This is a genomic window from Nocardioides sp. IC4_145, from assembly GCF_011250565.1.
Classification (GTDB): Bacteria; Actinomycetota; Actinomycetes; order Propionibacteriales; family Nocardioidaceae; genus Nocardioides.
The window spans coordinates 1-11,892 of record NZ_JAANMS010000073.1; the positions used below are offsets into that span (position 1 = coordinate 1).

Here is an 11,892-nt window from a genome sequence, read left to right on the forward strand (position 1 = left end):
CGCCGGCTCCGCCGCCCGGCCCACCCCCGCGCCGATCCCGATGACGCGCCTGGCCAAGGTCGAGCTGCGCAAGATGTTCGACACCCGCTCCGGCTTCTGGTTGATGGCGAGCATCGCCATCCTCGCGGTGCTGGCCACCGCCGCGACCGTCGTGTTCGCCCCGGACTCGGCGATCACCTACGAGTCGTTCGCCTCGGCCATCGGCTTCCCGATGGCCGTGATCCTGCCGATCATCGCCATCCTCTCGGTCACCGGCGAGTGGAGCCAGCGCAACGGCTTGACGACGTTCACGCTCGTGCCGAGCCGGGGCCGGGTCATCTGGGCCAAGGCGCTCGTCTCGGTCGGCGTCGCCGTCGTCTCGATGGCGCTCGCCGCCTCGATCGGTGCGCTGGGCAACCTGCTCGGCTCGGCGGTCAACGGGACCGATGCCGTGTGGGACGTCTCCGCCGCCGCGCTCGCGCAGATCTTCCTCGCCAACGTCCTTGGCCTGCTCGTCGGCTTCATGCTCGGCGTCGTCATCCGCTCCTCGGCGCCCGCGATCGTCGGCTACTTCGTCTACTCCGCGCTGCTGCCGACCGTCTTCGGGATGCTCGCCGCCTTCCAGGACTGGTTCGCCGACCTCCAGCCGTGGATCGACTTCAACTACGCCCAGACCGCCCTCTTCGACGAGTCGATGACCGGCGAGCAGTGGACCCAGCTCGCTGTCACCGGCGTCGTGTGGCTCGCCCTGCCCATCGCGTACGGCGTGTGGCGGGTGCTGCGGACCGAGGTGAAGTAGCCGCTCGCGCTCGGCTCGGCAGGGCTCAGCAGGGCTCGGCAGGGCTCGGCTCGGCGTGCGGGGGTCGTGTGCCCGAGGACGCGCTGAGTCGCGTCGTCAGGCACACGACCCCTCGTCGGCGTGGGAGGCTTCCGCGCATGACTCGGCGCCTGCTCCTGCTGCTCAGTGCCCTGCTGCTGGTGCTCGTGCCGGCGCCGGCTGGCTGGTCCGCACCGTCGGACGACGAGGACCAGGTGACGATCAGCTTCGGGATCCCGTCGGGTTCGCCGGGCGAACGAGTCGTGATCGCGGCCGACGTCCGGCGCGGCGGCGAGCCGGCCGCTGGACTGACCGTCGTGTTCACGTGGCGGAGCTGGTACCCCGACGCCGAGGTCACCGAGTCCACCACCACCGACGAGAGCGGCTTCGCCCGGACCGAGGTGGTGCTGGGCATGCAGACGCTGGTGACCGGCACGGTGCTGGACGCCACGGGCGCGCCGGTCACGTCGGCGACCGCCCACCACTCCGAACCAGTCTGCCGCTGCACCCCGCCCCTGGCGGCCCGGCTCACCGGCCTCGACGCGCGCAACGGGGACGACCGGCTGGTCCTGCGCGGGACCGACCATGCTGCGGGCGCGACAGCGGACCTCTACCGGGTGGACGCACGGGGCAAGGCCGAGCGCATCCGCCGCAGCTCCCTCGACGGTCGAGGCCACCGTGCGTGGCGGGTCACCGACCGCAACGCCCGGCGCGTCACGCGCTACTTCGCCCGTGTGCACCCCACGGACACCTCGCGGAGGGCGACGACGATCACCGTCCGCGTGCGCTGACCGACGGGGTCGTGCCGAAGTACTGGTAGAAGTCCCTCGACGACTGCGACCTCACGCTCAGCACCCCGCGGCCCACGGCACTTCCACCAGCAGTTCGGTGGCCGTCAAGGTCGGTCGACGCCGGAGACGGCCGAGCCGCTGGCCGAGACCGTCGGCCGGTCGGGGGAGCCGGGGAAGGTCAGCGGCAGCTCGAGCGGCGCGCTGAGCCGGACGGTGACGCGGTCCTCGGACGGGTCGACGGCGATCGTGTGCCGCAGCCCGGGGTAGCGGCGGTAGGCGCCGACCTGCGTCAGGTAGTCCCGGACCGCGGCGGACGCCTGGGCGGCCGTCACCTCGAGCCGCCCCTCGGGCACGCCGCCCTCGTAGACGTCCGCGCCGGTCGCGCCCAGGTCGGCTCCGTGCAGCGCCGCGCCGTCGGCGAGCGTGCTGAGACCCGAGCGTTGGAGGTACGCCGCGGTCGCGTCGACCACCACGGCGACCGCCATCGCGAGGAACACCGCGAACCCGACGATCAGCACCGTCACCTGTCCCCGCTCGTCGCGGGTTCCCCGCTCAGTCCGCGGCCGCACCGGTCACCTCCTGGTACTGGCCGATCGGCACCGTGTGGGTCGCGTCCAGCGCGAAGCTGGGTGCCTGCCCGCCCAGCACCTCCGGCATCAGCGGCAGGTCGACGCGCGACTCGATGCGGACGGTGATCACCGAGGTGCCGCTGTGGCAATCGGCCGGGTACGGCGTGCAGGTCACGCGCACCGAGAGTGGAGCCCTCCCGAGACCCTGGTCGGCGAGCGCCCGGCGCGCGACCAGCTCGGCCTGCCGGGTGCCCTCGGCGTCGTTGCCCGCGAGGGCGTAGGCGCGGGCAGCCGATCGGGCGGCCGCCTCCACCCCGAACGCGCCGCGCTGGACCTCGAAGACGCTCAGCAGGATCCACAGCATCGGCACCAGCAGCAGGATGCCGAGCCAGGTCACCTCGACCAGCGCGCTGCCCCGGTCGCTGCGCCGCCGGAGGAACCGCGTCACGGCGCGGCCTCCAGCGGTCGCTCCTCGACGGCGTGCCCGGTGACGTCGAGCTCGATGGCCGGACCACCCAGCCCGAGCGCGGGCACGCGGGCCCGGACCGTGACCTCGATGCCGGGCTGGCCGTCGACCACCACCTGGCGGGCGACGACGTCCCGGGCGAACCGCCCGGACACGGCGCCCGTGATCTGGTCCCGGGTCAGCGCAGCGCCGTCGGCCGGACCGCGGCCGGCGGTCGCGGCGTACCGCGCTCCCTCGGAGGCCGCCGCCGTCAAGGTGTTGCGCACGAGCAGCACCAGGGAGACCTGGAGGATGCCGAGGAAGAGCGGCACCAGCACGACCAGCACCAGCACGAAGTCCACGACGGCGGCCCCGCGCTCGCGCCCGGCCGCCCGTCGCACTACTGGACCTTGCTCAGCGCGCTGTTGAGCATCTGCGCGAGCTGCTGGTCGGCGACCCGCCAGATCACCATGACCAACCCTGCGGTCATGACGGTCACGAGCACCCAACCGGGCACGTCGCCGCGCTCGTCGCGCTCGCGCGGCGCGGCGACCGTCAGCAGCAGTACGTGGAGCCGCAGGAGCGCGGCATCGAGGTGTTCCATGGTGATTCCTTCCCGAGACAACGGTGGGGCGCCGGTCGGCGCTAGGGAGTGGTCAGGCTGAGCCCGACGACGCCGGGCCAGAACGCGAAGAGCACGGTCACGGGCAGCACGAGGAAGACGACGGGCACCATCATCAGCACCTCGCGTCGGGCGGCGACCTCGATCAGCTCGCGGCGTCCGGCCTCCCGTACGTCGGCGGCCTGGGCATGCAGGACGTCGGCGAGAGGCGTGCCGCGCTCGACCGCGACCGCGATGCCCTGGGCGAATCGGGCGACCAGCGGCAGCCCTGAGGCCGCGGCCAACCGGTCGAAGGCGACGGGGACCGGCTCGCCGGTGCGGACCGCTGCCAGCACGCGGGAGAGGTCGCGGGACATCTCGCCTCCGCTGCGCTGCACGACCCGGTCGAGGGCCGAGACGGGACTCTCGCCCGCGGCGACCGACAGGGCGAGCAGCTCGGCCACGGTGGGGAACTCCGCGAGGATGCGGCGTTCCCGCGACCGGACCTGCCCGGACAGGTGGTGGTCGCGGGCGAGCACGCCGACGACGAAGGCGATCACGCACAGGACGGCCGACGCGAGGACGCCGCCGGGGTCGCGGAGCGCGTCGAGGACGCCGTACGCCGCGGCGACGGCGAAGGCGACCAGCCCCCAGAGCACCTGCTCGACGCGGAAGTCGTGGACCGTGGCGTCCGAGCCGGCCCGCTCGAGCCGGCGGCGCACCGAGGACGCGCCGCCGAGGACCCGCTCGACGGTCTCGGCGGCCGAGCGCAGCAGGGGCCCGTAGACGGCGGCGACCACCGACCGCGGAGCAGGCTCGGCTGCCACGGGGCCGGGTCCGGAGCGGGGCAGGTCGCGCAGGTAGGGCAGCACGCGGGCGGCGAGCTGGGGGCGACGGGCCGCGGCGACCCGGGCGACGACGAGCAGCAGCCCGACCGCCGTCGTCGCGCCGAGCAGGCCGCCCCAGACTGCCGGCGTCACGAGAGGATCCGTCGCTCGGTGGGCAACCGGCCGATGCGCATCATCAGCCGGTAGGCGACCACGCAGGTCGCGGCGCCGACGACGAGCACGAGGACGCCGCCGGGGGAGGCGTACCGACGGATCACCTCGGACTGGAAGGACATGAACAGCAGCACCAGCCACGGCGCCGCAACCGCGAGCCGGGCGCCGTTCACCGTCCAGGCCTGGCGGGCCTCCAGCTCCGAACGGGTGCGGAGGTCGTCGCGCAGATAGCCCGAGAGGTTGCGCAGCAGGCGGCCGAGCTCGCCGCCACCGACCTCGCGGGCCACGCGCAGTCCTTCGACGACGCGGTCGCCGACCGGGTCGGCCAGCCGGTCCTTGAGCCGGTCGAGGCACTCGCCGAACCGCCCGGTGACCTGGTAGTCCAGCGCGAACGACGAGAACGACGGCTGCAGCGGCTCCGGCCCGCGCGTGCCGAGCGCGGCCAGCGCGTCCGGCAGCGACATCCCTGCCCGCACGGCGCTGGTGAGGTGGTCGACGGCCTCGGGCCACACCTCGGCCAGCTCACGCTGCCGGCGCCGGGCCCGGCCGGAGACGACGGCGACCGGCAGGTAGGCGCCCATCACGCCGAAGGCCACCGCGACGGGCACGGTCGCGGAGACGGCCTGCACGACGACGGCGACGAGCGACCCCGAGACGAGGCTCAATGCGGTGAACGACGCCGGCGAGACCGAGCGCATGCCGGCCCGGTCGAGCATGCGGCGCGCGGGTCCGTCGCCGCGGGTGGTCGTGCGCGGGGTGCGCGGCAGCGCGAAGGCCGACCACACCAGGAGCAGCCCGACGCCGACGCCCAGCCCGACCAGCGCGCCCACGTCAGCGGTCCTCGGCCGCGCCGCCGCCGAGCAGCGCGTGCGGGTCGATGCCGGCGCGCTCGAAGAGGTCCAGGCGTGGGGGCATGCCGCCGACCCGGCGCAGCTCGCCACCGGCGCGGCGGAAGATCGGCTCGGTCTCGATGATGTCGTTCTCCACGCGGCCGGGCACGCCCACGACCTCGTTCACCCGGCGTACGCCGTGCTCGTCGACGCCGAGGTGGACCAGCAGGTCGACCGACGAGGCCACGGTCGGGACGACGAACCGCGCCGAGATGTTCTCCCCGGCGAGGAGCGGCAGGGTGCACATCTTGACGAGCGCCTCGCGGGCGGAGTTCGCGTGGATGGTGCACATGCCCGGCAGGCCGGCGTTGAGGGCCAGCAGCAGGTCGAGGCACTCCTCGGCGCGGACCTCACCGACGACGAGGCGGGAGGGCCGCATCCGCAGGCTCTCCTTGACCAGCTCGCGCAGCCGCACCTCGCCGGTGCCCTCGAGCCCCGCCTGGCGGGTCTGGAGCGGCACCCAATCCGGGTGGTGGAAGCGCAGCTCGAAGACCTCCTCGGCGGAGATCACGCGTTCGCCGCCCGGGATCGCGCCTGCGAGGCAGTTCAGCATCGTCGTCTTTCCCGCCTGCGTGCCGCCCGCGACGATGACGTTCAGCCCGGCGCGGATCGAGGCGTCCAGGAACGACGCCGCGCGGGGGCTGAGCGAGCCGAGCTCGACGAGGTCGGACAGGCGGGTGGCCTTCAGGACGAACTTGCGGATGTTGACCGCCGAGAAGCCCCTGCTGATGCCACGGAGCACGACGTGCAGGCGGTGACCCTCCGGGAGCATCGCGTCGACGAAGGGGCTGCTCAGGTCGATGCGGCGGCCGCTGGACTTCAGCATGCGTTCGACGAGCTCGTCGACCTGCGCGCTGGTGAGCATGAGGTTGGTCAGCTCGTGGCGGCCGTTGCGGGCGATGAAGACGCGGGTGGGGTCGTTGATCCAGATCTCCTCGACGGTGGGGTCGTCGAGGAACGGTTGGAGCGGGCCGAAGCCGGCGACGCGGGCGACCAGCTCGCCAACGACCGCGCTGGGGTCGTGGACGGCGGCGACCTGGCCGGTGAGGCTGCGCTGGTCGTGGTCGCGGACGACGGACTCGGCCAGGCGGCGTACGACGGCGGCGTCGCGCTGCGGGTCGACGCCCTCGCGGCGCACGAGCTCGCGGACGTGCTGGTCGAGCTGCTCGACGAGGTCGAGGTGGACGTCCGCGCGGGCGGGCGCGGACGGATGGGTCAGTGACATGCAGGTCCCCCGAGATGGTTGCTGCTGACCGGTCCATCATCACCGCGATGCGCTCCGTGTAAAGACCTCGTCCGGCGATCTGTGGAGAACGGGACGGATGTGACCGGAGAGGTGCTCCCGAGGTGCAGTCGGTGCCGGCACGGGCTCCCGACGACCGGCCGGCCCGGCGCGTGACGGGCGTCTCACGTCCCACTGGTCCAGACCGGGGCTTGACGCCGTTTGGGCGGGGTCGAGGAAGGCAACACGAGTGCACACATGGCTGCGCCGCTGGGACCCGGTGCACCCACTCGCTCATTCATGCACCCGGGGAACGCCCGGCAGGACACGGAGACAGTCATGCGATCGATCACGCCCGCGAAGAAGTACCTCGCCATCGCCGCTGCGGTGGCGGTCACCGGATGGGCCGGCGCGGCCCCGGTCGCCGCGGAGCCGGGCAACGGCAACGGCAACGGCAAGCCGGGCCAGGCCCAGGGGCCGGGCAACAGCAACGGGAACGGCCAGGGCAACGGGAACGGGAACGGCCAGGGGGCCGTCAACCCGGGCAACGGGAACGGCGGTGCGCCCGGGGCCGCCAACGGCAACGGGAACGGTCCCAAGCCGGACAAGGGCCCCAAGCCGGGCAACGGCCCCAAGCCGGACAAGGGTCCCAAGCCGGGCAACGGCCCCAAGGACGACAAGGGTCCGAAGCCGGGCAACGGCCCGAAGGACGACAAGGGTCCGAAGCCGGGCAACGGCCCGAAGGACGACAAGGGCCCCAAGCCGGGCAACGGCCCGAAGGACGACAAGGGCCCCAAGCCGGGCAACGGCCCGAAGCCCGGGAACGGCGACCCGGCTGGCAACAACGGCACGGTGAAGATCGCCCAGGTCGGCGAGGACGACGGGATCCCGAACAACAACCCGCACCCGGGCTGCAGCTTCCAGGTCGAGTGGTACGGCTTCGACGAGGGCGACTACTGGTCGACCGTCACCTTCACCCCGCAGGCGCCGACGTCCGACATCACCATCAGCGGGACCGAGCCGTCGCGGGTCTTCGTCGGCGAGGACCCGGCCTCCGGCGCGGGCACCGCGACCGGACTGGACGCCACGCAGGTCTACACGCTGTCCTTCACCGGCGAGCCGCACCCGAAGCAGGGCTACCACGTGCGGCTGACCGTCGCGACGCCGTTCTCCCAGGGCAACGACACCAAGACCAAGGTCTTCTGGGTGGCGCCGTGCACGTCGACCCCGGCCGCGCCGAACCCCACGACCACGCCCGAGGCCGGCAGCGACGCCGACGAGCCGACCGCCGACGGGACCGAGCCGGCGACGACGGAGGAGCGCGACGCCACGACGGAGCTCGAGCCGGGAGTCCTCGGCATCCAGGCCACGGCCTCGCCGACGGAGGAGGCCGAGGCGGGCGTGCTCGGCGCGACCGCCGAGGACGACGACGCCGCGGTGCCGACCGCCGTCGACGCCGGTGAGGACGGCAACCCCGTCCTCGACCTGGTCTCCTCGCCGCTGCCCTGGCTGGTGATCGGGCTGGGCCTGGGCGTCGCCGCCCTCGCCGTGGTCCGCCGGAGGCAGGGTGCCTGATCCCGGCAGCACGACGAGCCGCGGTCGCGGCCGGGCCAGCCAGTGGCTGGCCCTGGTCGTGGCCGCGGCGCTCGTCGTGGTCGGGGTGGTGTGGCTGGCGCGCGACACCGGCGAGCCGCGGGTGGTCGAGGAGCAGCCGTCGGCCGCCTCGACCCCGAGTCCGAGCCCGTCGATCGGCACCACGGCCGAGGCGGTGCCGGCGCCGCGCCGCCCGGGCGCGCCAGTCCGGCTGCGCATCCCCGACCTCGGCGTCAATGCCCCGGTGGAGCCGGTCAAGGCTCCCGGTCGCACGCTCGTCCCGCCGTCGGACCCGCAGCGGCTCGGCTGGTGGGCCGACGGCGCCCGCCCGGGCGACCAGGAGGGCAGCGCGCTGGTCGCCGGCCACACGGTGCACACCGGCGGCGGCGCGCTCGACGACCTCGAGGAGCTCGAGGAGGGCGCCCGGATGGTCGTCCGCACCGACCACGGCGTCCTGCGGTACGCCGTGGAGCGCGTGCGCATCTACACCAAGGGCCGGCTCGCGCGGGACGCGGAGCGGCTGTTCAGCCAGGGCGTGCCCGGCCGGTTGGTGGTCATCACCTGCGAGGACTGGGACGGCAGCCGCTACCTCAGCAACGTGGTCGTCACCGCCACGCCCGTCTGAGCCAGTCGGTCCGACCGAACGGCTCGACCTCGCCCGCGGGCCTGGCAGCAGCCCCGCCCGGCGACGTACGGTGCCGGGGTGGCTCGTCTCGGAACCCTCCTGCTCGGCCTGGCCCTCGCCGCGGCCCTGCTCGTCGTCCCGGCGCCGGCGCAGGCGGCGAACCCTGCCCAGACGTACGCGCAGACAGCCTTCTCGACGACCAACAAGGTCCGCGCCAACCACGACCGCTCGGCGCTGAAGAACGACGCGTGCCTGCGCAAGGCCGCCGTCCGGCAGGCGAAGGTCATGGCCGGCCAGGCCAGCCTGTTCCACCAGCTGCTCGGGCCGCTCCTGGACGGCTGCGCGCTGGGGCTGGTGGGGGAGAACGTCGCCTACGGCTACCCCAGCGGCAAGGCGGTCGTGAGGAAGGGCTGGATGAAGTCGGCGGGCCACCGGGCGAACATCCTGCGCAAGGGCTACACCCGGATGGGGATCGCGGCGCGGAAGGCCGAGGACGGCTCCTGGTACGTCGCGCAGGTCTTCGGCCGGCCGCTGGGCTGACGGCCGCGCCGCGGCGATGAGCGCGGCCTCATGCGAGCGGCGTACTCTTGCCCCTCGTGGCAGGCCCCGACTTCGACGTAGCGATCAAGCAGCTCCAGGCGACCATGCGCACCATCGAGCAGGTGCTCGACGTGGACGCGATGCGCAGGGAGATCGCCGACCTCGGTGAGCAGGTGGCGGCCCCCGACCTCTGGGACGACCAGGCCAACGCCCAGCGCGTCACCGGCCGGCTCTCCGCGCTGCAGGGCGAGCTCGAGCGGTTCACCGCGCTGTCGGACCGCATCGAGGACCTCGGCGTGCTGGTCGAGCTCGGTCAGGAGGAGGGCGACGCCGACTCGATGGCCGAGGCCGAGTCGGAGCTGGCGAAGATCCGCAAGGCGGTCGAGGCGCTCGAGGTGCGCACCCTGCTGAACGGCGAGTACGACGCTCGCGAGGCGCTCGTCTCGATCCGTGCGGGCGCCGGTGGCGTGGACGCGGCGGACTTCGCCGAGTCGCTGATGCGGATGTACACGCGCTGGGCCGAGCAGCACAAGTACCCCGTCGAGGTCTTCGAGACCTCCTACGCGGAGGAGGCGGGCCTGAAGTCGGCCACCTTCGCGATCCACGCGCCCTACGCCTACGGCACCCTCTCGGTCGAGGCCGGCACCCACCGCCTGGTGCGGATCAGCCCCTTCGACAACCAGGGTCGTCGCCAGACCAGCTTCGCCGCGGTCGAGGTCGTCCCGGTGCTCGAGCAGACCGACGAGATCGAGATCCCCGAGGAGGAGATCCGGGTCGACGTCTACCGCTCCGGAGGTCCCGGCGGCCAGTCGGTCAACACGACCGACTCCGCGGTGCGCCTGACGCACCTCCCGACCGGCACGGTCGTCAGCTGCCAGAACGAGAAGAGCCAGCTGCAGAACAAGGCCAGCGCCATGGTCGTGCTCAAGGCCAAGCTGCTCGCGCTGAAGAAGGCCGAGGAGAAGGCCCAGCTCGACGAGATGCGCGGCGACGTGCAGGCCTCGTGGGGCGACCAGATGCGCAACTACGTGCTGAACCCGTACCAGATCGTCAAGGACCTGCGGACCGGCTACGAGTCGGGCAACCCCTCGGCGGTCTTCGACGGGGACCTCGACGGCTTCCTCGAGGCCGGCATCCGCTGGCGCCGGGGCGCCGACAAGGCCGCCGAGAACTGAGCCGGAGACTGACCCGTCCGCCGGGCCTGCCCGGGTCGGGACAGCCTCAGCGCACCTTGACGGCGCGCGAGCGGGGACCGACCGGTCCCCAGCCCTCGCTGTTGCGCGCCCGCACGGCGAAGGTCCAGCGGGTGCCGCGCGCGGCCTGGAACGTGACCGCCCTGCCGGCCAGCACCTCCGAGCGGAGCGTCTGGCGGACCTTCGAGCCCTGCATCCGGTGGGCGAGGACCTGGTACGCCGCGACGGGTGCGCCGCCGTCGACCGCCGGCACCGACCAGCGCACCGCGGCGGTCGCCGGGCCGCCCCTGGCCCCGGGCTTGGCCGTCGGCCGACCCACGGCGCCCGGGCGCTCGACGACGACCGGCTCGGGCTCCTCCGGCTGGTCCGGCGCGGGATCCGTCGGCCCGCCGGCGCAGCCGGTGACCGCGAGCGTGTAGGCGCCGAGGCTGCCGTAGTCGTCGTAGCCCAGTGACGGCGCGCCGACCCCGTCGACGACGACCCGCCAGCCGGCGCCGCTGACGGCGCGGGTGACGGTCGCGGCCACCGGGCCGAGCGGGTCGGCCGAGGCGACCTCGGCGCCGCTGGGGTCGACCAGGGCGATGCGCGGGTCCAGGTCGGGGCCGATCGCGGCCGGCCGCACGGTGGCGGTGACCTGGCCGGCGCAGGCGCCGAGGTCGTAGGCGTCGGTGTCGGTGCGGCTCGTGATGTACGCCGTGCCGGTGGGCAACGCGCTGCCCTCGTCGGCGCGGAGCGGCAGCCCGGAGGCGGCGATCACGGCGACGTCGTCCTGGCGCTGGGTGGCGCCAGGGTAGGAGCCATTGCTCCACTGCGTGACCCGCCGCGTGTACGGCGCCCCCATGATCGGCCCCCAGGAGTCGTGCCCCTCGTAGTAGTCGTCGCGGCCGCGCCCGTCGTGCTCGAGGCCGAGCGTGTGGCCGACCTCGTGGCTGACCGCCTCGGCGATGCCCGCGGGGTGGTCCTGCACGCCACCGGGGAAGATCCACGCCGGTCGCAGCCGGCCGTCGGGGTCGACCTCGTCGAAGACGTCGAGGAACGCCACGCCGGCGCAGTCCCGGTCGCACCAGTCCCAGGCCGCGGGGCTGTCGGTGACGAGGGCGGTCATCCCGTAGGTCGTGTCGGCCGGGCTGCTGCGCCGCAGCGCGGCGGGGCCGGGGTCCTCGGTGGTGACGTCGACGTCGAAGGGCGCGTAGTCCTCCGCGACCCGCGCCCAGACCTCCTGGATCGCGGTGCGCTCGGCGGCGGAGAACGACCCGGGGGAGCCGTCGGTGTCCCAGGGCCCGTGCACGCCGGCGGGGAAGGGGTCCTCGATGACGTTCCACTCGCTGCCGGTCACCGTCGCGCCGTCGAAGTCGAGGTGGATGACCCGGCTCGCGCCCGGGTTGCTGTGCAGCGAGAACGTGTCCGCCAGCGGGTGCGGCGCGCGGGGCGCGAACCGGCGGGCCGAGCGCGGCAGCTCCTCGGGCAGCGGGTCGACGACCACGACGGGGCCGTCGGTGGTCGCCGCCATGCTGCCGGCGTCGGTCGCGGTGGCGGTGGCGGGTGCGCCGACGAGTGCCGGCGCGAGGCCGGCGCCCAGGGCGAGGACGAGGAGGGAGGAGGCGGTGCGCATGACGGGTCGACGGT

The 11,892-nt window shown here is 73.9% G+C and carries 14 protein-coding genes; 6 read left to right on the forward strand and 8 right to left on the reverse strand.

Features of this window, described 5'->3' with window-relative positions:
• Together G6553_RS20140 and G6553_RS20145 are read left to right on the forward strand one after the other, a co-directional pair.
• On the forward strand, positions 1 to 778 hold a 778-nt coding region (locus tag G6553_RS20140), incomplete at its 5' end, for an ABC transporter permease (RefSeq protein WP_166196839.1).
• A gap of 137 nt (positions 779 to 915) precedes the next feature.
• A complete protein-coding gene (locus G6553_RS20145) occupies positions 916 to 1,587 on the forward strand; it encodes a hypothetical protein (protein ID WP_166196841.1) in 672 nt (223 codons plus the stop codon).
• A gap of 104 nt (positions 1,588 to 1,691) precedes the next feature.
• Here the strand turns inward: G6553_RS20145 and G6553_RS20150 are convergent, their stop codons facing one another.
• Genes G6553_RS20150 through G6553_RS20180 form a run of 7 tightly spaced genes read right to left on the reverse strand, consistent with a single transcriptional unit; the run spans position 1,692 to position 6,318 of the window.
• Positions 1,692 to 2,111 (reverse strand): pilus assembly protein TadG-related protein, encoded by a 420-nt coding sequence (locus G6553_RS20150; protein WP_347565831.1) that lies wholly within the window; start codon positions 2,109 to 2,111, stop codon positions 1,692 to 1,694.
• A 28-nt stretch (positions 2,112 to 2,139) separates the two neighbouring features.
• Complete coding sequence (locus G6553_RS20155; protein ID WP_166196843.1) at positions 2,140 to 2,604, reverse strand: hypothetical protein; 465 nt, start codon at positions 2,602 to 2,604, stop codon at positions 2,140 to 2,142.
• A complete protein-coding gene (locus G6553_RS20160) occupies positions 2,601 to 3,002 on the reverse strand; it encodes a TadE/TadG family type IV pilus assembly protein (protein ID WP_166196845.1) in 402 nt (133 codons plus the stop codon). The genes G6553_RS20155 and G6553_RS20160 overlap by 4 nt, the downstream gene beginning before the upstream one ends.
• Positions 3,002 to 3,205: a hypothetical protein gene (locus G6553_RS20165; RefSeq protein ID WP_166196847.1), complete on the reverse strand. Its 204-nt coding sequence runs from the start codon at positions 3,203 to 3,205 to the stop codon at positions 3,002 to 3,004. Before G6553_RS20165 ends, G6553_RS20160 begins: the two co-directional genes overlap by 1 nt.
• Before the next feature lie 41 nt (positions 3,206 to 3,246).
• Positions 3,247 to 4,182 carry a type II secretion system F family protein gene (locus G6553_RS20170; protein WP_166196849.1) on the reverse strand — a complete coding sequence of 312 codons (936 nt, stop codon included), beginning with the start codon at positions 4,180 to 4,182 and terminating at the stop codon, positions 3,247 to 3,249.
• Positions 4,179 to 5,033: a type II secretion system F family protein gene (locus G6553_RS20175; protein ID WP_166196851.1), complete on the reverse strand. Its 855-nt coding sequence runs from the start codon at positions 5,031 to 5,033 to the stop codon at positions 4,179 to 4,181. Before G6553_RS20175 ends, G6553_RS20170 begins: the two co-directional genes overlap by 4 nt.
• A gap of 1 nt (position 5,034) precedes the next feature.
• Positions 5,035 to 6,318 (reverse strand): ATPase, T2SS/T4P/T4SS family, encoded by a 1,284-nt coding sequence (locus G6553_RS20180; RefSeq protein WP_166196853.1) that lies wholly within the window; start codon positions 6,316 to 6,318, stop codon positions 5,035 to 5,037.
• Between the two features lie 336 nt (positions 6,319 to 6,654).
• Here G6553_RS20180 and G6553_RS20185 point away from each other — a divergent pair, with 336 nt between their 5' ends.
• From G6553_RS20185 to prfB, 4 genes are all read left to right on the forward strand, one after another.
• A complete protein-coding gene (locus G6553_RS20185) occupies positions 6,655 to 7,890 on the forward strand; it encodes a hypothetical protein (protein WP_166196855.1) in 1,236 nt (411 codons plus the stop codon).
• The gene (locus tag G6553_RS20190; RefSeq protein WP_347565832.1) at positions 7,883 to 8,533 is read left to right on the forward strand and encodes a class F sortase; all 651 of its coding nucleotides are present in this window, start codon (positions 7,883 to 7,885) and stop codon (positions 8,531 to 8,533) included. The genes G6553_RS20185 and G6553_RS20190 overlap by 8 nt, the downstream gene beginning before the upstream one ends.
• Before the next feature lie 78 nt (positions 8,534 to 8,611).
• Positions 8,612 to 9,073: a CAP domain-containing protein gene (locus G6553_RS21495; protein WP_166196857.1), complete on the forward strand. Its 462-nt coding sequence runs from the start codon at positions 8,612 to 8,614 to the stop codon at positions 9,071 to 9,073.
• A gap of 56 nt (positions 9,074 to 9,129) precedes the next feature.
• Complete coding sequence (prfB, locus tag G6553_RS20200) at positions 9,130 to 10,248, forward strand: peptide chain release factor 2 (RefSeq protein ID WP_166196859.1); 1,119 nt, start codon at positions 9,130 to 9,132, stop codon at positions 10,246 to 10,248.
• A gap of 46 nt (positions 10,249 to 10,294) precedes the next feature.
• Here the strand turns inward: prfB and G6553_RS20205 are convergent.
• Positions 10,295 to 11,892 (reverse strand): hypothetical protein (locus G6553_RS20205; protein ID WP_207620066.1); only part of this gene is annotated, 1,598 nt, incomplete at its 5' end.